This window comes from Burkholderia aenigmatica, assembly GCF_902499175.1.
GTDB lineage: Bacteria > Pseudomonadota > Gammaproteobacteria > Burkholderiales > Burkholderiaceae > Burkholderia > Burkholderia aenigmatica.
Window position 1 is genome coordinate 39,528 of the sequence record NZ_CABVQC010000051.1, and the last position, 21,668, is coordinate 61,195.

Below are 21,668 nucleotides of genomic sequence, written 5' to 3' on the forward strand. Positions count from 1 at the left end.
GCAGCGAGCGTTGCCCGCCCGGCCGACAGGAGAACCAACGATGAAAATTTCCGTGCTCGTTCCGACCTATCGGCGTCCCGCCGACCTCGCGCGCTGCCTGGCGGCGCTGCAGCGGCAGCATCGGCTGCCCGACGAGGTGATCGTCGTCGCGCGCCCGGAGGACGACGCCACGCACGAACGGCTCGCCGATCCGGCGGTCGGCGGCGCGCTGCCGCTGCGCATCGTGCCGGTCGAGGTGCCGGGCCAGGTCGCCGCACTGAACAAGGGGCTCGACTCGGCGAACGGCGACGTCGTCGCAATCACCGACGACGACGCGGCGCCGCATCCGGACTGGCTTGCCCGCGTCGAGTCAGTGTTCGAAGCCGATCCGCGCGTGGGCGCGGTCGGCGGGCGCGACTGGGTGCACGAGAAGGGCCGCGTGCTCGACGAATCGCGCGAACTCGTCGGCCAGCTCACGCTGTCCGGCAAGATCGTCGGCAATCATCATCTCGGCGTCGGCGGTGCGCGCGAAGTCGACATGCTGAAAGGCGCGAACATGAGCTATCGCCGTGCCGCGATCGAGCGGCTGCGCTTCGACACGCGGCTGCGCGGCGCCGGGGCGCAGGTGCACAACGACATGGGTTTCAGCATGCACGTGCAGCGCGATGGCTGGAAGCTCGTCTACGACCCGGCAATCGCGGTCGATCATTTCCCGGCCGAGCGCTTCGACGACGACCGGCGCGATGCCGCGTCGCTGAATGCGATCAGCAACGGCGCGTACAACATGCACCTGATCCTGCGCGAGCATCTGTCGCCGATCCGGCGCGAGATCGCGTGGTGGTGGTGGACGCTGGTCGGTACGCGCGTCTACCCGGGCCTCGCGCACGTGCTGCTGTCGCTGCATACGGCGAAGCGCGAGCGGATCCGCGAGCACTGGCGCGCGGTGCGCCGCGGCGCGCGCGATGCTCGCCGCGCGAACCTTGCCCCCCATCGTGCGGCGATGCCGCCGGTGACGTCTTGAACGGTCTGCGCGCGCAACGCCGCGCGGCCACCCACGGAGGGCTGAAATGAAACTACCCCCACGCTCACTTTGTTCGCTGCCCCCCGAGGGGGCGGTCAATCTCCTTGGGGCGGCCCGGCGGAGACTGACATGACTACGGCTACCAAGGTCCACGTTCACCTGTTTTACGGCGCCGATCCGCGTACCTACCGGAAAGGCGAGGACATCGGCTGCCTGTACGGCTATCACCATGCCGAATCCGACGAATTCCGGCTGACCTATTCGCAGGATGGCGGCGAGAACCGCGTAGCCAGCCTCGCGCGCCGTGCGCTGAAGGCGGCGCTCGGCTTCGACGTCGTGCATGCGTGGCGCAACCGCGCGGCGCTGCTGAATACCGATGTGATCTGGACGCACACGGAGCAGGAGCATCTCGCCGCTTCGCTGATCCTGAAGCTTGCCGGCGCGCAGGGCAAGCGCCCGCTGCTGCTCGCGCAGAGCGTGTGGCTGTTCGACAAGTGGGGCAGCTTCGGCGGCCCGCGCCGCTGGCTGTACCGCAAGCTGATCGCGCGTGCCGACGCGCTGACCACGCTGGCGCGCGACAACGCCGACCTGTGCCGCCGCTATCTCGGCCGCGACGCCGAGTTCGTCTACTACGGGCTGAACACGCAGGATTTCCCGATCAACGAGCCGCAGCAATGGCAACCGAACCGGCCGCTGCGGATCGCGGCGATCGGCAACGACCGCGACCGCGACTGGCGCACGTTCCTCGCCGCGTTCGGCGGCGACGAGCGCTACGACGTGCGGCTCGCGACGCGCCGCCGCGTGCCGCGCGAGTGGCATGCGCCGAACGTGAAGATCGGCTCGGCGTCGGGGCTCGCGAAGCAGCACGAGCTGTACGCGTGGGCCGACGTGATCGTCGTGCCGCTGCGGCCGAACTTCCATGCGTCGGGCATCACCGTGATGCTCGAGGCGGCGGCCGTCGGCAAGCCGATGATCGTGTCCGACGTCGGCGGGCTCAGCGACTACTTCCCGCACGATACGGCCGCCTATGTGCCGGCGTTCGACGCACAGGCGATGCGTCAGGCCGCCGATCGCTTCGTGGCCGATCCGGCCGCGGCGCTGGGCTGCGCGCGGGCCGCTGCCGCGTGCCTGCGCGAGCGCGACCTGACCACGCAGGCGTTCGCCGAGCAGCACGTGCGGATCACGCGCGACATGCTGCGCCGGCGCCGGACGCCGGCAGCCGCGGGCCTGGCGATGCCGCTCGCGGATTCGCGACCGTCGTCGCGGTGAGAGCGGATCGATGAGTACGATTACCGCCGAACGCGCGCCGTCGCGCAACCGCAACCGCAGCTGGCTACCCGAGCCGAAGCACTGGGTCGGGCAGGCCGGGCTGTGGACGTTCACCGCCGCGCTGATCGCCATTCACCAGGGCAAGGTGCTGACGCTCGCGTTTCCGGTGCTGGCCATCGCGGTCGGCATCTGGCTGTATTTCAAGAGTCCGGCGCGCTACGTCGGCTTCATGTGGTGGGTGTGGTTCCTGAGCCCGGAAGTGCGGCGTCTCGCCGACTGGTCGAAGGGCGCATTTACGCCAACGAGCCTGATCCAGGTCGCGCCGCTCGCGGTGACGATGATCGCCGGCCTCGGGCTGATCCGGCATTACCGCGTGCTCGCGCAGCGGCGCGGGATCCCGATCCTGCTGATGCTGTTCGGGCTCGCGTACGCGTACCTCGTCGGGATCGTGTCGAGCGGCGTGATGGCCGCGACCTACGACCTCGCGAACTGGGTGTACCCGGTGCTGATCGGCTTTCACATCATGGTCAACGCGCGCGACTACCCGGAGTACCGCGACGTGCTGCTGTCCACGTTCATGTGGGGCATGCTGGTGATGGGCGTGTACGGCGTCGTGCAGTACTTCGTGATGCCGCAGTGGGACGTGCTGTGGATGATCGGTTCGGACATGGGTTCGCAGGGTGAGCCGGTGCCGTACGGCGTGCGCGTGTTCAGCACGATGAACTCGTCGGGGCCGTTCGCGTTCGCGATGATGGGCGCGCTGGTGTTCGTGCTCGCGGCGCCGCAGAAGATCCGCTGGTTCGCGGGGGCGGCCGGCTTCGTGTCGTTCGCGCTGTGTCTCGTGCGCTCGACGTGGGGCGGCTGGGTGATCGCGCTCGCGATCCAGCTCGCGCAGTCGAACAACCGCGTGCGGATGCGGATCCTGATCAGCGGTGTCGTGCTGGTCGGGCTGTGCGTGCCGCTGCTGACCGTCGGGCCGGTGGCCGATCGCCTCGGCCAGCGTCTCCAGTCGATCACGAACCTGAAGGACGACCGCAGCTACGACGACCGCAACAAGTTCTACGCGACCTTCGCGCAGACGGCGTTTACCGACGTCGCCGGCGAAGGGATGGGCGCAACGGGCGCATCGACGAAGCTGTCGAGCGACAGCGGCGAACTCGGCAAGTACGGCAGCTTCGACAGCGGCGTGATGAACGTGCCGTTCGTGCTCGGCTGGCCCGGCACGCTGCTGTACCTCGCCGGCGTCGTGATGCTGTTCGGCCGCACGCTGCGCGCGGCGTTCAAGCTGCGCAAGGACAAGTTCGTCGGCGCGTGCCTGAGTCTGTGCCTGTCGACCTTCGCGATGCTCGTGTTCACGAACTCGCTGATCGGCACGGGCGGCCTGCTGATGTTCACAGCCATTTTTTCGATTCTTTCCGCGGCGCACTGGCAAAAGGCACAACGCCTGCTGGCCGCCGCGCGTTTACGGGGAGGCGACCATTGAGAATCGCGATCGTCACGCACGTCGTGCGACATAACGACGGGCAGGGCCGCGTCAATTACGAAATCGCGCGCGCGGCGCTGGCCGAGAACTACGAGGTCACGCTAGTCGCGTCGCACGTCGCGCCCGAGCTGCTGGCCGACCCGCGCGTGCGCTGGGTGCCGGTGAAGGTCGGCGGCTTCTGGCCGTCGAACCTCGTCAAGCAGCAGGTGTTCGCGCTGAAGAGCGCGGCCTGGCTGCGCGCGCATCGCGACGAGTACGACGTGCTGCACGTGAACGGCTTCATTTCGTGGATCAAGGCCGACGTGAATACCGCGCACTTCGTGCACGGCGGCTGGTTCAAGAGTCCGTACTATCCGTTCGGGCCGACGAAGGGGCTGTGGTCGGCGTACCAGTACGTCTATACGCGCGTGAACACCACGCTCGAGCGCTGGGCGTACCGGCGTTCGCGCGCGATCACGGCCGTGTCGCAGAAGGTGGCCGACGAGATCGCCGGGCTCGGCATCGACAGCCGCAAGATCAGCGTGATCTACAACGGCGTCGACACCAGCGCATTCGCGGGCGCGCAGGCCGATCGCGCGGCGTTCAAGCTGCCGGACGATGCGTTCCTGCTGCTGTTCGTCGGCGACCTGCGCACGCCGCGCAAGAACCTCGGCACCGTGCTGAAGGCGCTGACGAAGCTGCCGGCGAACGTGCATCTGGCGGTGGCCGGCTACCTGCCCGGCAGCCCGTATCCGGACGAGGCGCGCGCGCTCGGCATCGATTCGCGCGTGCATTTCCTCGGTCTCGTGAAAAACATGCCGACGCTGATGCGCTCGGTCGACGCGTATGTCTTTCCGTCGCGCTACGAAGCGATGAGCCTGTCGCTGCTCGAGGCGATGGCGGCCGGGCTGCCGGTCGTCACCGCGCGCACGGCGGGCGGCGCGGAAATCATTACGCGTGAATGCGGGATCGTGCTGGAGGATCCGGACGATCCGGCCGCGCTCGCGCAGGCGATCGGTACGCTCGCGGCGTCGCGCGACACCTGTCGCGCGATGGGCGCCGCCGCCCGCGAACTGATGACCCGTTTCGGCTGGGCGCACATGGGCGCCCAGTATGTCGCGCTCTATCGGCGCATCGGCCAACCTTCGCAGCCGTCCGCTTTCGAGCGGGTCGAGCATGCGGTCACGCAGGAGCAGTCGTGATGTCCCAATCTTCCCGGCCGATCAAATCGTTGCAAATCGGCATGCACTGGTTCCCCGAACGCGCGGGCGGCCTCGACCGGATGTACTACTCGCTCGTCGGCGCGCTGCCGGGCGCGGGTGTCGAGGTGCGCGGGCTCGTTGCCGGCTCGCCGAAGGTCGCCGACGACACGGATGGTGCGATCCAGGGTTTCGGCCCCGCAACGGAATCGCTCGCGCGCCGGATGCTCGCCGCGCGGCGAGCGCTGCGCGAGGAGGTTCGCAGCGAGCGGCCGGACGTGATCTCGTCGCACTTCGCGCTGTACACGTTCCCGGGCCTCGACGTCACGCGCGGGATTCCGCAGGTGTCGCACTTCCAGGGGCCGTGGGCCGACGAAAGCCAGGTCGAGGGTGCCGCGTCGCTCGGGCAGCGCGCGAAGCGCTATCTCGAACAGGCCGTCTATACGCGTTCGTCGCGGCTGATCGTGCTGTCGCAGGCGTTCGGCCAGATCCTGACGAATCGCTACGGAATCGATCCGTCGCGCGTGCGCGTGATTCCCGGCTGCGTCGATACCGCGCAGTTCGACACGCCGCTCACGCCCGGCGAGGCGCGGCACAAGCTGCAACTGCCGCAGGACCGGCCGATCGTGCTGGCCGTGCGCCGGCTCGTGCGGCGCATGGGGCTGGAGGACCTGATCGACGCGATCGGCCTCCTCAAGCACCGTCACCCGGACGTGCTGCTGCTGATCGCCGGCAAGGGCAAGATCGGCGAGGAACTGCAGCAGCGCATCGATGCGGCCGGGCTGCAGGACAACGTGAAGCTGCTCGGCTTCGTGCCCGACAACCATCTTGCGGCGCTGTACCGCGCGGCGACGGTCAGTGTCGTGCCGACGGTCGCGCTCGAAGGCTTCGGGCTGATCACCGTCGAATCGCTCGCGTCCGGCACGCCCGTGCTGGTCACGCCGGTCGGCGGGTTGCCGGAGGCCGTCGCCGGGTTGTCCAGCGATCTCGTGCTGCCGTCCACCGGCGCGGACGCGATCGCGGAAGGCCTCGGCGCCGCGCTGTCGGGCGCGATCACGCTACCCGACGAGGCCGCGTGCAAGCGCTATGCGCGCGATCATTTCGACAACGCGGTGATCGCGCGGCGCGTAGCCGGCGTGTACGAAGAGGCGATCCAGGCAGCGGGTTGAGTGCCCGCGGCGCGCAACCTGCGCGCCGAACCGAAAGCCGGACCGGTGCACGCGCGGCCGGTTCGCGTGCCGGCCGCCTGCGAAGGGCTGGCCGGCCTTCTCCATCCGATACGCGGCGCCGGCACGCATCACGCGCGCCTGAGCGTCGCGGCCCAGACACCGAGCGCCGCCACGCTCACGACGGCGCCGAGCACACAGACGCCCGTCCATCCGGCGCGCGCATACATCATCGTCGACGCAATCGCGCCGAGCCCGCTGCCGGCCGAATAGAACAGCATGTAGCAGCCGACGAGGCGCGCATGCGCATCGGGCCGCGTGCCGAGAATCATGCTCTGGTTGACGACGTGGACGGCCTGTCCGCCGACATCGAGCAGCACGATGCCGACGATCAACCACGCAATCGACGTATTGCCGAACGCGAGCGGCAACCACGAACACGCGAGCAACGCGAGCGCGGCGCCGGTCGTCGCTTCGCCGCGCCCGCGATCCGCGAGCCGGCCCGCGCGGGCGGCCGCCGCCGCACCCAGCGCGCCGACCAGACCGAACGCGCCGATCTGCGTATGCGACATCGCGTGCGGCGGCGCGCTCAGCGGCAGCACCAGCGCGCTCCAGAAGATGCTGAATGCCGCGAACATCAGCAGCGCGATCGCGCCGCGCACGCGCAGCACGCGTTCATTGCGCAGCAGCGACACCATCGATCGCAGCAGCGCCGCATAGCCGATGCGCTCGCGCGGCCCGTTCTCGTCCGGCAACAGCCGCGACAGCACGGCGAGCATGGCGATCGCGAGCGCGCCCGACACCAGATAGACGGCCCGCCAGCCCGCGATATCGGTGACGACGCCGGCCAGCGAGCGTGCGGCCAGCAACCCGACCACGACGCCGCCTTGCGCGGCCCCCACCACACGCCCGCGTTCGCCGGCGCCCGCCAGCGCGGCCGAGCACGCGATCAGCCCTTGCGTCATCGCGGTGCCGAGCAGCCCGACGGCGACCATCCCTGCCAGCAGCGCGACGCGCGTCGACGAGGCGGCGACACCGATGCAGGCCGCCGTCAGCAGCAGGAGCTGCACGGCGATCAGGCGCTTGCGGTTCAGCAGGTCGCCAAGCGGGACGACGAACAGCAGCGCGAGCGCACAGCCGAGCTGCGTCGCGGTGATGACGCCGCCGACGGCCGCCTGCGACACGCCGAAATCCCGCGCGATCGAATCGAGCAGCGGTTGCGCGTAGTAGACGTTCGCGACGCTGGCCGCGCAGCAGACGGCCAGCAACGCGACGCGCGCCGCGGACAGGCGGCCGTCGTCGGCCGGATGCGCTGCATGTGCAGGTGCGTTCGATGCAACGCTGCCGGAATGACAGGAAGAATCCATGAGTTCCCTTACGCAAAGTAGTTGCAAATTAAAACCAGAATGGAGTGTAGGAAAAGTAGTTTTAAAATGCAACCTGTTGTGCGGCGGGCGAGACGTCCGCGCACGGATGGCCGGCGTTGCCGAGAAGGCGGCCGGCGCGATGGCGGAGAGGAACATGGCCAGGCAGAAAAGTCTTGCGGATTCGCCGTGCCCGGTGGCACGGGCGACCGATATCGTCGGCGATCGCTGGGCATTGCTGATCGTGCGCGATGCATTCGACGGCGTGCGCCGGTTCGGCGATTTCCGCGCGAGCCTCGGCGTCGCGAGCAACATCCTGTCCGACCGGCTCAGGATGCTGGTGGACGCAGGCGTGTTCGACGTCGTGCCGGCGTCGGACGGCAGTGCGTATCAGGAGTACGCGCTGACCAAAAAGGGCGAAGGGCTGTTTCCGGTGATCGTGATGCTGCGGCAGTGGGGCGAGGCGAACCTGTTCGCGCGCGGCGAGCCGCATTCGGTGCTGGTCGACCGCAGTACCGGGCGCGCGATCCGCAAGCTCGCGCTGCGGCATGACGACGGCCGGCCTTTGAAGGCGGCGGAGACTGTCGTGAAGAAGATCGGCGACGAAGCCGGTACGACGCGACAGTGAGCGTCATGCGCGACGGCCGTGCCGTCGGATAGACTGTCGCGATCGTCGTCGACCGGAGCCGCATCGTCATGTCCCACCCGCTGGATTCCGCCGGTTATCGGTTGCTGCTCGACTTGCAGCGTCGCATCCACGACTACTGCGAGCGCGAGGGCGCCGAGGACGGGCGCGACCATGCCGATCCGGCTGAGCCGCTGTGGCAGACCGATTTCAACCATGTCACCGTCGCGCCGATGCGGGCCGGGCTGCATGTCCGGTACTTCGGCGGCGCCTGGGAGGAGCCGTTCGACTGGACGCTGCAATGTCTGGCCGAGCGGGACGTCGCGGCGCTCGTGACCGATCTCGCGTTCAGCGGCCTCGACGAAGGCGCGAACGGCACGCGCGAATGGGATTTCGGTCCGCTGCTCGATTCGGACGCGCGGTTCCCGATGCTGCGCTCGCTGTATGTGCGGCCGACCGAACCGGCCGATCACAACCAGTCGATGGTCGTGCGCCGCGACCTGATCATGCAGGAGGGCGGCGAGATTGCCCGCTTTGCCGCGAAGGCGCCGTTTCTCACCGAGCTGACGGTGCCGAATGCGCCCGACGCGCGCTTCTTCGACGTGCCGCTTGCGCATCTCCAGCGGCTGCGCATCGGCGGTGGAGACGACACGCAGCAGTTCATCGAGCGTCTTGCCGGCAGCGACAACCTGTCGTCGCTCGGCTGGCTCGATTTCTCCGAATCGACCGCATTGCATTCGACGTGGAAGCGCGCGCGCGACGCTGGCAGCGTCACGTCGTTCGAGGCCTACGAGCGCTTGCTGAAGAGCCCGGCCGGCCAGCGGCTCCACACGCTGACGCTGAGAAATACGTGTCTCGATCGGGACGCGCTCGACGCGCTGCAGGCCCTGCATCCGCGGCTGTCGTTCATGGTGATCCAGGCCGGCCACGGCGGCTACGTGAGTCACTTCAAGGACAACGTGTTCCCGTGGCGTCACCTGGTCCAGCGCGACCCCGGCGACGCCTGACCGCCTCCGTTCAATCGGCCGCCGCCACGGCCTGACGCGCGGGCGATGCGCCGCGATGCGCATCGGGCCGCACCCGCGTCGCGAGCAACGCGGCGGCGACCAGCAGCGCGACCGACACGGCCGTTTCGGTCCGCAACCCGTTCACGACCTGCGCCGCGCCTCCACCGCCGGCGAGCGCGCCGAACGCTGCGACGCCCATCGCGCCGCCGGCCTGCCGCGCGGTATTCAGCACGGCCGACGCGATGCCGGCCCGCTCGGGCGCGACCGACGCGAGCACGGCCGTCGTCATCGCCGGCACCGCGAAACCCATGCCCGACGGAATCAGCAGGAACGGTACCAGCAGCACGGCCAGCGGCGTCGATGCGTCGATGAAATGCAGCGACCCGTAGCCGAGTGCGGCGACGAGCGCGCCCGCCAGCATCGGCGCACGCGGGCCGTGACGCGCCACGACGCGGCCGCTCGCGAGGTTCGACAGCAGGAAGCCGCCCGTCAGCGGCAGGAACGCGAGGCCCGCCTGCAATGCCGATTCGCCGCGTGCGCGCTGCAGGTACAGCGCGAGCACGAACACGGTGCCGTAGTACGTGAGGTTCACGCAGATCCCGAACAGCACGGCCGCGCTGAACGTGCGATGGCGGAACAGCGACAACGGCAGCATCGGCGTGGCTGTGCGCGCTTCCACCGCGACGAATGCGAGCGCGGCGAGTGCGGCCAGCGCGAAGCCGCCGGCGACGACCGGATGCGCGAAGCCGAGCGGCCGCCATTCGATCACCGCGCCGGTCAGCGCGGTCAGCATCGCGATCGCGATGAACTGGCCGCGCAGGTCGAGTGCACGGACGGAACGGGAAGGCGTGGCCGGCGTAGCCCCCACGCGGCGCGCGGGTACCCATGCCAAGGCGGCCGCCAGCCCGGCCGCACACAGTGGCAGGTTCACGAGGAAGATGCCGCGCCAGCCCCACGCCGCGATCAGCAGGCCGCCGACGACCGGGCCGGCCGCGATCGAAATCGACCCGGCTGCCGTCCATCCGCCGACGGCTCGCGCACGCAGGTGCGGGTCGTGCCGGCACGCGTCGTTGAGCAGTGCGAGCGAATTGGGCAGCATCGCCGCGGCACCGACGCCCTGCAGCGCGCGCGCCGCGATCAGCATCGCGGGCGTGCTGGCAGCACCGCATGCGAGCGACGCGACCGCGAACAGCGCGAGGCCCGCGATGTACAGGCGGCGCGCGCCGAAGCGGTCGCCGAGCGCGCCGCCCGACAGCATCAGTACCGCGAACGCGAGCGTGTACGCATCGACGACCCACTGCAGGCCGGCGACCGGCAAGTGCAGGTCGCCGGCGAGATGCGCAAGCGCGATGTTGACGATCGTCACGTCGAGTTGCGTGACGACGAAGCCGGTGCTGACGGTCGCGACGATGCGGGCGAGCGCGGGCGGGAAGGCGGCGGAGGGGGCGGTCGTATCCATGCGTCAATCGTAGGACGCGGCGGCGGGCGATGTTTCAGCGGGACGTGAAGCATCGAAGCGGGCGACAGGATGCGATGGGACGGCGAACGGGAGCGGCGAAGGCTGCGACCGGCCGGGCGCCCGAGCGAATGCGGTTTGCCGAACCGTGCCGCTACGACGTGCGTTGACGCGGATTCAACGCCGGCATGCGGCTGCGCTCAATGCCGCGCGCCGCGCCAGCGTCCCGGCGCTACGCCGAAGCGCTTCGTGAACGCGTGCGTGAACGTGCTTTGATCCGCGAAGCCGACCATTCCGGCGATATCGACGAGCGGATACCGGCCGTCCGCGAGCAGGATCACGGCCGCGTCGAGCCTGAGCCGCTGCAGGTAGCGATGCGGCGTTTCGCCGAACGCATCGACGAACAGTTGATGAAAACGGCGCATCCCGTAGCCGCAGTGCGCGGCGAGATCGGCGATGCGTAGCGGCTCCGCAAGCCGTGCGCGCAGCCAGCGGTCGATGCGCGCGAAATCGAGGCCCGGTGCGGGTGCGGCGATGCCGCGTTCGTCGAGCAGCGCGCCGCACAGCCGCGCGGCCGCCTGCCACTGAAAACGGTGCGCGGCCGCGTGCTGCGCGTCGCCGGCGGGTGCGTCGAGTTGCGCGGCTGCCGCCGCGATCTGCGCGACCAGCGACGTCAGCGCCGGATCGATCGCCACGGCGCGCGCGTTGTCGAACAGCCGCTGCGGCACCGCGAGCGATGCGGGCGGGAGATTGAGCACGAGCTGGCGGTTCTCGCCCAGGCCCGCGTAATCGTGGCGAGCACCGGCCGGAATCAGCCAGGCGCCGTGCCGGTCGAGGCGCTGGCTGACGCCGTCCACCGCCATCACCATCGCGCCGTCGATGCCGAGCACGATCTGGTGAAAGTCGTGCACGTCCGACGCTTCGAGCGTGTCGTAGCGTTGCAGTGCGACGGTGGGGGACGGAAGGTGTGCCATGGGGCAGGGCGTCAGCCGGCGGCTCGTGTGCCGTGTCAGAGGGCGAGCAGTTCGACTTCGAACACGAGCGTCGCATTCGGCGGAATCACGCCGCCTGCGCCGCGCGGGCCGTAGCCGAGTTGCGGCGGGATCGTCAGGCGACGCACGCCGCCGACCTTCATGCCCTGCACGCCTTCGTCCCAGCCCTTGATGACCATGCCGCCGCCGAGCACGAACGCGAACGGGTCGTTGCGATCCTTGCTCGAATCGAATTTCTGACCGTCGGTCAGCCAGCCCGTGTAGTGGACGCTGACGGTCTGGCCGGCTTGTGCAACGTCGCCGGTGCCTTCGGTCAGGTCTTCGTATTTGAGGCCCGATTCGGTCGTGATGACAGACATGACTTCTCCTGAAAAAGGATAGGTAAAACCGCTATTGTAGGCGAGCACGCAGCGGGCCGCCGCTCGTGGCGTTCGGCCGGTCGCACGCGTGTCGCGGACGGCGGCGGGCCGCCGCGGCCGCGATCGCACGAAACGCAAATGGAACGCTTGTTTGAATTTTTCTCGAGCCGCGCGACCGAGGTTGCACCGCGCGAGTGCGACGCGTGTATGAATCGGTGCTACCGGGGCGTTCGGCCGCATGCTGCACGGCTTCTCCCGATTCCGTGAAGCGCCCGCCACACGGGGCTTTCAGGCCACGGCTGCGATACGGCGCCGGCCGCCGCAACTGACACGCGTGCGGTCTCGCGCGTTCGAATCCCGACCCGTCCGGATGCCGTTCGAGCGCCGTTTTTTCCGCCTTTTCGACCGTGCCCTGTTTGGAAGCGCGCATCTACCGCGCGGCTTGCGTGCGCCGCCGCGGGCGGCCTATCTTTACAGCTGTCGATGTCAAGATTTTGGCGGTGCGCGACGCGCCGCCCGGGCCCGCGCCGGCCGCGTCGGACGACGCGCCGGGCCGCGCCGGAACCAGGAGAACGATGAACATGAAGTCAGCCGCTTCCGCCACCGCAGCCGGGATCATGCCGGTGCGCCGCGACCTGCGCTTCGACCTGCCGGTCGAACGCGCGAAGGACTGGCATGGCCTCGGGTCGCACGTGACCCATTTCTTCAACGCACTGTCGCTGCTGTTCCCGGCCGGCGAGCGTTTCTTCATGGATTCGGTGCGCAACTACCGCGACCGGATCGACGATCCCGTGCTGAAGCAGCAGGTGCTCGGCTTCATCGGCCAGGAGGCGATGCACACGCGCGAGCACATCGAATACAACGAGCTGATGCAGGCGAACCACCTGCCGGCGCGCAAGCTCGACAAGCGCGTGTGGACGGTGCTCGGCTACATGAAGCGCAAGCTGCCGCATTCGGTGCAGCTCGCGCACACGGTCGCGGCGGAGCACTACACGGCGATGCTGGCCGACTGGCTGCTGCGCGACCCGACGCGCCTCGACGGCTCGGTCGAAGGCTACCGCCAGATGTGGATCTGGCACGCGCTCGAGGAAACCGAGCACAAGGCCGTGTCGTTCGACGTATGGAATGCCGCGATGGAACCGGGGCTGCGCCGTTACCTGATCCGGATCGGCGTGTATCTGCTGACGACGCTGACGTTCTGGCCGACCGTGTTCCTGATGCATGCGACGCTGCTGTGGCGCGATCGCGGCGCCGGCCACCACGTGCGCGGCATGCTGCGGATGATGGCGTTCCTGTACGGGCCGCGCCGCGGGCTGTTCCCGCGCATCGCCGGCGAATGGCTGAGCTTCTTCCGGCCGGGTTTCCATCCGTGGGATCACGACAACCACCACCATCTCGCGCGGGTCGACGCGCTCGCCGCCACCTATGGCGAACACGGCGGCACGCCGGCCGGCCGTGGCCGCGCGAACGCGCCGGCGCCGCTCGCGTCGGGCCGCTGATACCGCGCGCCGCGCATGTTGCGTTCGTGCATCAGCCGGCTTCCTCTGACGATTGACCGAAATTAATTCGAACCGGATGGCCGGGTGTCCGGCCGGCCGGTCGACCGCCCGCGCAAGCCTGCGCGGGCGAGCCGATGCTGCGTGCGCCGCCTCGCCCGCGAACCCCGCGCGCCAGCACCGGCGCGGCTTTGCGCGTCGCGCGGCCGCCCGCTCGGGGCTCGCGCCGCACACGCCACCGGGATAACACCCATCTAGCCGCGCACCGGCCGCATCGATATACCGTTCATGACAATGTCCACCTCACGTGCGATTCATGCGCGGGGGGATTTTATTCGGACGGAAATGCGGCCAATATGTCGTTTCGATCGTGGTCCGTCGCACGCGACGGCGAGGCCGGCGCGCGATACCAATGCCAAGCGGGGAACAACGATGGTTGCTAGGTCACCTGACGCAAACGGGCATGCGGTGCCCGAGATGACGCATGTGTCCATTACCGCGCCCGAAGACGGACGCAAGCTGTTCGTGATCATGCGTTCGCCCGACGAGCCGTTGCTTGCGCAACTGCGCGGGCTCGGCTGGGAAATCTCCGTCGCGAAGACGGCCGGCGCCGCGCAGAACATGACGTCCGGCGTGACCGTCGCCGCCGGGCTGGTCGATTTCACCGGGTTCACGTCGCGCGATTATCCCGCGCTGAAGGCATGCCTGAGCCAGCCGTCGATCGGCTGGATCTCCATCGCGCAGGCCGGCATCACGATCAGTCCCGCCGTGCGCGAACTGATCCGCAGCTATTGCTTCGATTACGTAACCCTGCCGTTGCCCTACGAATGGATTTCGCACGTGCTCGGCCATGCGCGCGGGATGGCCGCGCTCGATCGCGTCGATGGCGCGGCCTATGCGGCGTCGATCGGCGAACACGGGATGATCGGCAACTGCGAGGCAATGCAGCAGTTGTTCAGCACGATCCGCAAGGTCGCGAAGACCGACGCGAGCGTGTTCATCTCGGGCGAGTCGGGCACCGGCAAGGAGCTGACGGCGCTCGCGATTCACGAGCGTTCCGGCCGCGGCAAGGGTCCGTTCGTCGCGATCAATTGCGGCGCGATTCCGCATCACCTGCTGCAGTCGGAACTCTTCGGCTACGAGCGCGGCGCGTTCACCGGCGCGAACCAGCGGCGCGCGGGCCGGATCGAATCGGCGAACGGCGGCACGTTGTTTCTCGACGAAATCGGCGACATGCCGGTCGAAAGCCAGGCGAGCCTGCTGCGCTTCCTGCAGGAGGGGAAGATCGAGCGGCTCGGCGGGCAGGAATCGATTCCGGTCGACGTGCGGATCATCTCGGCCACCCACGTGGATCTCGACGGCGCGGTCGAGGCCGGGCGCTTCCGCGCGGACCTTTATCACCGCCTGTGCGTGCTGCGTATCCATGAGCCGCCGCTGCGCGCGCGCGGCAAGGACATCGACATCCTCGCGCACTACGTGCTGCAGAAGTACAAGGCCGACAGCGGCCGCAAGATCAGCGGCTTCACGTCGGCCGCGCTCGACGCGATGCGGCGCTACGAATGGCCCGGCAACGTGCGCGAGCTGATCAACCGCGTGCGGCGCGCGATCGTGATGGCCGAGAGCCGGCTGCTGACGCCGCACGATCTCGGGCTCGACACGCCGGGCGAAACCGAGCCCGTGACGCTCGAGCAGGCGCGGGCGCTCGCCGAGCGCACCGCGATCGAGAATGCGCTGCTGCGCAACGATCACCGCATCAACAAGGCCGCGGCCGAACTCGGCATTTCGCGCGTGACGCTCTACCGGATGATGATCGAGCACGGGCTGAACGATCACGACAACAACGGCGGGAACGGCGACAACGGCGGGCACGATGGCGCGCCGTCCGGCGACGCGGGGCATCAGCGGGTCGGCTGAGCGGCGCACGCGCGACGCGTGAACCGATACAGCGCACGCCGGGTTCGCCCGATCGCCGTGCAGTCGGCCGGCCCGGCGCCGGCCGATTCCTGCCGCGAACGCCCCGCGATTTTCGCGCCGCCGACGGCATGTAAAGCGCATGAAACGTTTCGCCTCGGCGGCCAGGCAAATTGGCGCGGCAAATCGGGGTGAACGGCCGGCCGCCCATCGGTAAAAATGTCGCACTGCATTGTTCAGCCTTATCCGGCAAGGCGGGGCCGCCACGCGCCCGATGCGTGCCGCGCACCGCGTGTTTCAGTTTCGCAACTTCCCGTATTCCGCCCCCGTTCCGGGCGCCGGGCTGCCCGGTCAACCCCTTGTCCGGCCGGGCTCGCGCGAAGCTGGCCCGCTCCTTGCGGAAGAGAGCGTGCGAGAGTCGACGATGCATGGTCCGTCCGGTTCGGCAGCGAACCCTGTCAGCACCGGCCAGGACCCAGTCCGCGGGGATGCGGCGGCGGCGCGCGGCACCAGCCGCGTTCCGGCGAGCACGGAGCGTCGTCGCCTGATCGTCGGGGCACCGGCCTCGCCCGGTTGCCGGAACAACCATCAGACTGATACGGGGAAGAAAAATGATCGATCGCCACACGCCGCGGCCGGCAGGCCGCGATCGCAGTGATTCGGAGCATCGCCGGTCGAACGTCGTTCTCGCAGCCGGCCGGCATGCATCGACAGGCCATCTCTCCGCGTCCGGCGCGAGGCGGATCCGGCTGATTGCCGGTCATCCGCGCCGGGTCGGCACTTTCCTGCACGCGAACCCGATTCGCAAGGGCATGTGCGCACGGGCGCCGGTACCTCGACGCCCGGTCTTCGCCTACTGACCGAAGCCGCACGACATCCGTTCGCGCCGGGCATCGTCGTCGCGAACAATCAATCTGCAATCCGAATGAAATGCGCAGCGTCGTGCTGTACGTGCAACGGATGATGCATTCGATGTGACGGCAAACGGCGTCGTGCCGTTGCCGTCCGGTGGTGAGGGGAGGGGCGGTCGGACGCGCGCGACGGGAGTGGCGCCCGTACGCGCGCGACGCCGTTTCAGCCGCCGTAGATGTCGAAGTCGAAGTACTTCGACGCGAGCCGCTTGTAGGTGCCGTCCTTGACGATGTCGAGAATGGCGCCGTCGATCTTCGCCTTCAGGTCGGTGTCCTCCTTGCGCAGCCCGATGCCGGCGCCGATGCCGAGCACCTTGTCGTCGACGAGCTCGGGGCCGACGAACGTGTAGTTCGCGCCGCGCGACGATTTCAGGAACCCGATGGCCGCCTGCACTTCATCCTGCAGCGCCGCGTCGAGGCGGCCCGAGGTCAGGTCCGCGTACACGCCGTCCTGGTTCTGGTACGACACGACGTTCGCGCCTTGCTTGCCCCAGTACGCCTTCGCATACGTTTCCTGCGTCGTGCCCTGCTCGACGCCGATCGATTTGCCCTTCAGCGATTCGGCCGTCGGCAGCAGCGGCGAGCCCTTCTTCACGACGAGCCGCGTCGGCTGGTTGTAGATCTTCGTCGTGAAGCCGATCTGCTGCGCGCGTTGCGGCGTGATCGACATCGACGACAGCACCGCGTCGAACTTCTTCGCCTTCAGCGCCGGAATCATCCCGTCGAAATCGTTCTCGAGCCACACGCACTTCGCCTTCAGGCGCGCGCAGATCTCGTTGCCGAGGTCGATATCGAAGCCGACCAGCTTGCCGTCGGGTGCCTTCGACTCGAACGGCGCGTAGCTGGCATCGGTGCCGAAGCGGATCGTGGTCCAGTCCTTCGCGACGGCGGGGCCTGCGGATACCGCGAGCAGGGCGATCGAAACAGCGGCAATCAGTCTCTTCATGGTGCGTTCCTTGGCGGGTGCTTCCGGTTTCTGTGCGACACGGTTTCACGGACACGAACCGCGTCTGCGCGCGGTGTCCGCACGGCCATTAACGCAGAAAATAAAATCGGAGTCCAGAATGGACAAAAAATATCGTTTTGGCGGGTGTGCTGGCCGGTCGCCGGGTGTCGACCCTTGCAAAAATACGAAAATGGACTAATCTTGTTAGTAAATTCGTTTCGAGACTAACGATCATGTCACAGCCCGCCTACGATTCGCATTCCGCCCCGCCGCAGGCCTCGGTCGCGCAGATGTCGGCGGCCGGCCTGCGTGCATTTTTCAACATCGCGCGCGACTGGGAGCTGACGATCGACGAGCAGATCGTGCTGCTCGGTTCGCCCGGCCGTTCGACGTTCTTCAAGTGGAAGGCCACGCCGGAATCGGCGCGGCTGCCGCGCGATACGCTCGAGCGGCTATCGCTGCTGCTCGGCATCTACAAGGCGCTGCAGATCCTGCTGCCGCAGCCGGCCGCGGCCGATGCGTGGGTCAAGCGGCCCAACGACGCAGCGCCGTTCGGCGGCAAGCGCGCACTCGACCGGATGCTCGCCGGCAATGTCGGCGATCTGGTCGCCGTCCGGCAATATCTCGACGCGATGCGAGGTGGCTGGGCGTGACGATGCCGATTCAAGTACAACAATGGCCCACGACCGCGGTCGACTGGGCGCCTGCCTATCGCGTGATCCCCACCCGTTTTCCGGCGATCAACCTGTTCGACCGCGTGGCGTCGGCGGACGATTTCGACGCGCTTTATGCGCTCGAGTCGCTGACCAACGATCGCATCCGCAACGAAGTCGGTTCGCTCGACCTGGTGCCGCCCGCCGAGCGCCGCTACGGGCAGGGCTGGGGGCCGATCATGGCCGCGTTCACGCACCTGAATCCGCAGGGCAGCCGCTTTTCCGACGGCAGCTATGGCGTGTTCTATTGCGCGCGTTCGCGCGATACGGCGATCGCCGAGACGCGCTATCACAGCGCACTGTTCCTGGCCGCGACGAAGGAGCCGCCGATGCGACAGCAGATGCGGCTCTACACGGTGATCGCGCAAGGCGACGTGGCCGATGTGCGCCTGTGGCCGAAACGCGATCCGGCGTTGCTGCATCCGCTCGATTACAGCGCCGGGCAGGCGCTCGGTCGCGCCGTGCGCAATGCCGGCGGCGCGGGGATCGTCTATCCGTCGGTGCGCGACCCGCACGGCGAGTGCCTGGCGGCGTTCCGGACCGCGCTGCTGCGCGACTGCCATCACGCAGCCTATCTCGAATACAACTGGAACGGCTCGGCCGTCGACGCGGTGTTCGAACTGAACCAGGTCGGCTAGGTAGGGCTCGCTCGCACGCGAGCCTCAGCGCGTCAGGGCAGCGGCCAGTCGCCCGCGTGGCGTTCGCGCGCTTCGGCCTGCGTCATCGACCAGGTGCGCCCGGTGCGCGGCTCGGCGAGCGTGAGCCGCCCGGCCGGTGCGAACGCGCCCGTGTCGATGAACCACTGCGCGCCGATCCGCTGCGGCGCGCGCACCGGCGTGTGTCCGGTGCAGGTCAGCGACAGCCCGGCCTGCCGCGCCGGATCGGCGAGCCCCTGGACGAGATCGCGGCCCCAGATCAAGCGCTCGCGCACGTCGTGCGCATAGCTGCCCGTGTCGAGATCGGCGTCCGAGCCGAAGAATTCCGCATGCAGCACGTTGAAGCGCCCGGGGCCGTCGCCGATCACGCGCACCAGCGGCAGCGCGTCGACGCGCGCCGCATGTGCGTGCAGCCGTTCCGGCGGCAGGTCGGCGCCCCAGTCGCCGCCGATCCCGCGCCACGCGTCGGGCGACAGCTTGCCGCGCGCCACGAGGCTCAGCACTTCCTCGTGATTGCCGCGCACGACGTGGCACCACGGGCGATCGAGCAGGTCGAGGGTGGTTTCGGAGGCCGGGCCGCGGTCGACGAGGTCGCCGACCGAGAACAGGCGGTCGCGATCCGGATCGAAGCGGAGGTCGTGCAGCAGTGCGCGCAGCACATCCACGCAGCCGTGCAGGTCGCCGACGACCAGGTCGCGGCCGACCGTGTTCGCCGGATGGTGGCAGAGGGGGGCGGTGGCAGTCATCCCAATATCTTAGGCGCTTGCGCCCATCGCCACGTCACGATGGAATGACGATAATCGGGGCGGTACCCGCCGGTACGGCGCGAAGGGCTGCTCCGCGCGCCGGCCGAACCTTTCCATTCGCTTTCGGAACCACACGATGACGTTTTATCCGCAGGTATTACGCAACCGGCCGCGCCTGGTCGCGGCGTTCGTCGCCGGCCTGCTGTGCGCGGTGCTGCTGCCGTTTCCGCTGCGTCCGACGGTGCGTGCGCTGATCGGCTGGGATTGCGCGATCTGGCTGTATCTCGCGCTGATGTGGGTGCGCATGGTCACCGCGCACCATCACAAGGTGCGCGAAATCGCGATCCGCGACGACGAAAACGCGACCACCGTGCTCACGGTCATCTGCATCGCGACCGTCGCGAGCGTGGCCGCGATCGCGATCGAACTCGCGACCGCCAAGAGCGTCGGCTTTCGCGCAGGGCTCAGCCATTACGCGATCACGGGTGCGACGCTGTTCGGCGCGTGGTTCCTGATCCCGACGATCTTCACGCTGCACTACGCGCGGCTCTATTACGGCTCGCCGAGCAACGATCGCGCGCTGCGCTTCCCGGACCAGAAGCCCGAACCCGATTACTGGGATTTCCTGTATTTCGCGTTCACGCTCGCGGTCGCGTCGCAGACGGCCGACGTGTCGCTGACGAACCGCTCCGCGCGGCGCTCGGTGCTCGCGCAGTCGATCCTGTCGTTCTACTTCAACATGGCCGTGCTCGGGCTGTCGATCAACGTCGCGGCGGGCCTGCTGAGTTGACGCGGGCTACTTGAGCAGTTCGTACGGGCCGCCGCGTTCCAGCGCCCGCCGGTATGCCGGCCTCGCGTGGATCGCGTCGAGAAAGCGCGCGATCGCGGGGTGCCGGCCGTCGCCCCCGCGCGCGGTCGCGGCTTCGAGCGGAAAGCTCATCTGGATGTCGGCGGCGCTGAAGCCGTCGCCGACGAACCAGCCGGTGCGGCTCAACGTGTCGTCGATATAGCCGAGATGCAGCGCGATCTGCGGATCGACGAAGCTCGACTGCAGCGTCGCGGCGATCTTGCGCGCGATCGGCTTGGCGAAGAACGGCATCGGCGCGTGCGCGATCCGCAGCGCGACGAGCTTGAGCAGCAGCGGCGGCATCGCCGACCCTTCCGCGTAGTGCAGCCAGTACGTGTAGTCGTGCCGCTCGGGCGTACCGGGCGGCGGCGCCAGGCGGCCGTTGCCGTAGCGTTCGACCAGGTACTCGATGATCGCGCCCGATTCGGCGTACGTGCGGCCGTCGTCGGTGACGACGGGCGACTTGCCGAGCGGATGGATCGCGCGCAACTCGGGTGGCGCGAGCATCGTCTTCGGATCGCGCGCGTAGCGCACGATCTCGTACGGCACGTCCAGTTCTTCGAGCAGCCAGAGCACGCGCTGCGAGCGCGAGTTGTTCAGGTGATGGACCGTGAGCATGTCGGCACCGGAAGTGGGGGCGGGAACGCCATCATACCCAGCGCGTGTGGCGCGTACACGAAACGCGTCGTGTGCCGTTTCGGGCCGTGTCTGGCCGACTGCGCCTGGCCGGCCGCCCCGATCCATCATGCGCGCCGCATCGCGATCCACGCGCCCCAGAACAGGCTCGCAAAAAAGCGCAGCGGCGCATCGAAGCCCGCATCGCGCAGTAGCCCGAACACGGCTTCCTCGGACACAGGCGGATCGGCGCCCTGCAGGATCTTCGCGAGTTGCGCGCGCACGGCGTCGGGCGTCGCGCCCTTCATGCGCCAGCGCTGCTGCCACGCGTCGAGCAGGCGAGGGTGGTCCGCGTAGCGGCGATGATTGCCGGCCAGCACGAGCGGCGCGCCGGGTTTCAGGCGCCGCGCGATTGCTTGCAGCAGCGCCGCCTTCGCTTCGTCGCCCGGGACGTGATGCAGCACGCCGATCAGCGTCGCGCCGTCGAACGCGGGCGTGTCGGCCAACGCATCGACACGGTCCTCGACGAACGCCGTGCGCGCACCGAAGCCCGCGGCGTCGACGTTCGAGCGCGCGAGCGCGAGCATTGGCGCGGAAGGGTCGACGGCCGTGAACCGCCAGCCTGGCTCGAGCACGGCCGCCACGCAGATTTCCTGCCCCGTGCCGCCCGCACCCGCGACGAGGATCCGCGCATCGCGGGCATCGATCGCAGACGCGAGCATGCACGCGGTGAGTTCGTGGCAGGCATCGTAGCCGGCGAGCGCGATGCGGGATTGCTCGGCGTATTCGTGTGCGCGTGCCGGATCGAATTTGGCGGCGCTGGCGGGAAGCGACATGACGGGTTCCTCGGGTCGGGCGCGGACGACGTGTCCGCGAGCATGGCGCAGAGCGTAAGCGTGCGCAGCCGGTGCAACAAGGCGAGCCATCA

At 68.7% G+C, this 21,668-nt stretch carries 21 protein-coding genes; 13 read left to right on the plus strand and 8 right to left on the minus strand.

The genetic code is table 11. The features are described 5' to 3' along the window. Nucleotides 1–40: 40 nt before the first annotated feature. The 5 genes from BDO18943_RS29600 to BDO18943_RS29620 all read left to right on the plus strand — a co-directional run bounded on the left by BDO18943_RS29600 (nucleotide 41) and on the right by BDO18943_RS29620 (nucleotide 6,099). Nucleotides 41–1,000 carry a glycosyltransferase family 2 protein gene (locus BDO18943_RS29600; protein ID WP_175025061.1) on the plus strand — a complete coding sequence of 320 codons (960 nt, stop codon included), beginning with the start codon at nucleotides 41–43 and terminating at the stop codon, nucleotides 998–1,000. Nucleotides 1,001–1,129: 129 nt separating this feature from the next. Beyond that, a complete protein-coding gene (locus tag BDO18943_RS29605; RefSeq protein WP_175025062.1) occupies nucleotides 1,130–2,269 on the plus strand; it encodes a glycosyltransferase family 4 protein in 1,140 nt (379 codons plus the stop codon). Nucleotides 2,270–2,279: 10 nt separating this feature from the next. Beyond that, nucleotides 2,280–3,752: an O-antigen ligase family protein gene (locus BDO18943_RS29610; RefSeq protein WP_043179150.1), complete on the plus strand. Its 1,473-nt coding sequence runs from the start codon at nucleotides 2,280–2,282 to the stop codon at nucleotides 3,750–3,752. After that, nucleotides 3,749–4,933, plus strand: coding sequence for a glycosyltransferase family 4 protein (locus BDO18943_RS29615; protein ID WP_043177882.1), 1,185 nt, complete (start codon nucleotides 3,749–3,751; stop codon nucleotides 4,931–4,933). Before BDO18943_RS29610 ends, BDO18943_RS29615 begins: the two co-directional genes overlap by 4 nt. Then, nucleotides 4,933–6,099: a glycosyltransferase family 4 protein gene (locus BDO18943_RS29620; RefSeq protein WP_043177880.1), complete on the plus strand. Its 1,167-nt coding sequence runs from the start codon at nucleotides 4,933–4,935 to the stop codon at nucleotides 6,097–6,099. The genes BDO18943_RS29615 and BDO18943_RS29620 overlap by 1 nt, the downstream gene beginning before the upstream one ends. Before the next feature lie 128 nt (nucleotides 6,100–6,227). On the opposite strand, the gene BDO18943_RS29625 is transcribed toward BDO18943_RS29620, so the two are convergent. Continuing rightward, a complete protein-coding gene (locus BDO18943_RS29625; RefSeq protein ID WP_175025063.1) occupies nucleotides 6,228–7,463 on the minus strand; it encodes an MFS transporter in 1,236 nt (411 codons plus the stop codon). Nucleotides 7,464–7,617: 154 nt separating this feature from the next. Here BDO18943_RS29625 and BDO18943_RS29630 point away from each other — a divergent pair, with 154 nt between their 5' ends. Both BDO18943_RS29630 and BDO18943_RS29635 read left to right on the plus strand, forming a co-directional pair. After that, nucleotides 7,618–8,088, plus strand: a complete 471-nt coding sequence (locus BDO18943_RS29630; RefSeq protein ID WP_175025064.1) for a winged helix-turn-helix transcriptional regulator — start codon at nucleotides 7,618–7,620, stop codon at nucleotides 8,086–8,088. Nucleotides 8,089–8,156: 68 nt separating this feature from the next. Beyond that, on the plus strand, nucleotides 8,157–9,092 hold the full coding sequence (locus tag BDO18943_RS29635) for a hypothetical protein (protein ID WP_175025065.1): 936 nt from the start codon (nucleotides 8,157–8,159) through the stop codon (nucleotides 9,090–9,092). Between the two features lie 10 nt (nucleotides 9,093–9,102). Here BDO18943_RS29635 and BDO18943_RS29640 read toward each other — a convergent pair whose 3' ends face one another. The 3 genes from BDO18943_RS29640 to BDO18943_RS29650 form a co-directional block, all read right to left on the minus strand. Then, a complete protein-coding gene (locus tag BDO18943_RS29640; protein ID WP_175025066.1) occupies nucleotides 9,103–10,551 on the minus strand; it encodes an MFS transporter in 1,449 nt (482 codons plus the stop codon). 197 nt (nucleotides 10,552–10,748) lie between these two features. Then, nucleotides 10,749–11,522 carry a helix-turn-helix transcriptional regulator gene (locus tag BDO18943_RS29645; protein ID WP_175025067.1) on the minus strand — a complete coding sequence of 258 codons (774 nt, stop codon included), beginning with the start codon at nucleotides 11,520–11,522 and terminating at the stop codon, nucleotides 10,749–10,751. A gap of 35 nt (nucleotides 11,523–11,557) precedes the next feature. Beyond that, a complete protein-coding gene (locus BDO18943_RS29650; RefSeq protein WP_043177872.1) occupies nucleotides 11,558–11,899 on the minus strand; it encodes an FKBP-type peptidyl-prolyl cis-trans isomerase in 342 nt (113 codons plus the stop codon). A 581-nt stretch (nucleotides 11,900–12,480) separates the two neighbouring features. Here BDO18943_RS29650 and BDO18943_RS29655 point away from each other — a divergent pair. The 3 genes from BDO18943_RS29655 (at nucleotide 12,481) to BDO18943_RS29665 (ending at nucleotide 16,166) form a co-directional block, all read left to right on the plus strand. After that, entirely contained in the window at nucleotides 12,481–13,398 is a 918-nt protein-coding gene (locus BDO18943_RS29655; protein ID WP_043179148.1) for a metal-dependent hydrolase, read from the plus strand. A 429-nt stretch (nucleotides 13,399–13,827) separates the two neighbouring features. Then, entirely contained in the window at nucleotides 13,828–15,309 is a 1,482-nt protein-coding gene (locus BDO18943_RS29660) for a sigma-54 dependent transcriptional regulator (protein ID WP_175025068.1), read from the plus strand. Between the two features lie 608 nt (nucleotides 15,310–15,917). Continuing rightward, nucleotides 15,918–16,166 (plus strand): hypothetical protein, encoded by a 249-nt coding sequence (locus tag BDO18943_RS29665; protein ID WP_175025069.1) that lies wholly within the window; start codon nucleotides 15,918–15,920, stop codon nucleotides 16,164–16,166. A gap of 214 nt (nucleotides 16,167–16,380) precedes the next feature. Here the strand turns inward: BDO18943_RS29665 and BDO18943_RS29670 are convergent, their stop codons facing one another. Beyond that, nucleotides 16,381–17,163 carry an ABC transporter substrate-binding protein gene (locus BDO18943_RS29670; RefSeq protein WP_175025070.1) on the minus strand — a complete coding sequence of 261 codons (783 nt, stop codon included), beginning with the start codon at nucleotides 17,161–17,163 and terminating at the stop codon, nucleotides 16,381–16,383. 233 nt (nucleotides 17,164–17,396) lie between these two features. Here BDO18943_RS29670 and BDO18943_RS29675 point away from each other — a divergent pair, with 233 nt between their 5' ends. Together BDO18943_RS29675 and BDO18943_RS29680 are read left to right on the plus strand one after the other, a co-directional pair. After that, nucleotides 17,397–17,816, plus strand: a complete 420-nt coding sequence (locus tag BDO18943_RS29675; protein ID WP_043177863.1) for an MbcA/ParS/Xre antitoxin family protein — start codon at nucleotides 17,397–17,399, stop codon at nucleotides 17,814–17,816. A 2-nt stretch (nucleotides 17,817–17,818) separates the two neighbouring features. Further along, the gene (locus BDO18943_RS29680; RefSeq protein WP_175025071.1) at nucleotides 17,819–18,514 is read left to right on the plus strand and encodes an RES family NAD+ phosphorylase; all 696 of its coding nucleotides are present in this window, start codon (nucleotides 17,819–17,821) and stop codon (nucleotides 18,512–18,514) included. 32 nt (nucleotides 18,515–18,546) lie between these two features. On the opposite strand, the gene BDO18943_RS29685 is transcribed toward BDO18943_RS29680, so the two are convergent. Then, nucleotides 18,547–19,278 carry a metallophosphoesterase gene (locus tag BDO18943_RS29685; RefSeq protein ID WP_175025072.1) on the minus strand — a complete coding sequence of 244 codons (732 nt, stop codon included), beginning with the start codon at nucleotides 19,276–19,278 and terminating at the stop codon, nucleotides 18,547–18,549. Between the two features lie 136 nt (nucleotides 19,279–19,414). On the opposite strand from BDO18943_RS29685, the gene BDO18943_RS29690 reads away from it, so the two are divergent. Continuing rightward, nucleotides 19,415–20,068, plus strand: coding sequence for a DUF1345 domain-containing protein (locus tag BDO18943_RS29690; protein WP_043177847.1), 654 nt, complete (start codon nucleotides 19,415–19,417; stop codon nucleotides 20,066–20,068). Between the two features lie 6 nt (nucleotides 20,069–20,074). Here BDO18943_RS29690 and BDO18943_RS29695 read toward each other — a convergent pair whose 3' ends face one another. Both BDO18943_RS29695 and BDO18943_RS29700 read right to left on the minus strand, forming a co-directional pair. Beyond that, a complete protein-coding gene (locus BDO18943_RS29695; RefSeq protein ID WP_175025073.1) occupies nucleotides 20,075–20,743 on the minus strand; it encodes a glutathione S-transferase in 669 nt (222 codons plus the stop codon). A 125-nt stretch (nucleotides 20,744–20,868) separates the two neighbouring features. After that, complete coding sequence (locus tag BDO18943_RS29700) at nucleotides 20,869–21,576, minus strand: class I SAM-dependent methyltransferase (protein WP_175025074.1); 708 nt, start codon at nucleotides 21,574–21,576, stop codon at nucleotides 20,869–20,871. Nucleotides 21,577–21,668 lie beyond the last annotated feature (92 nt).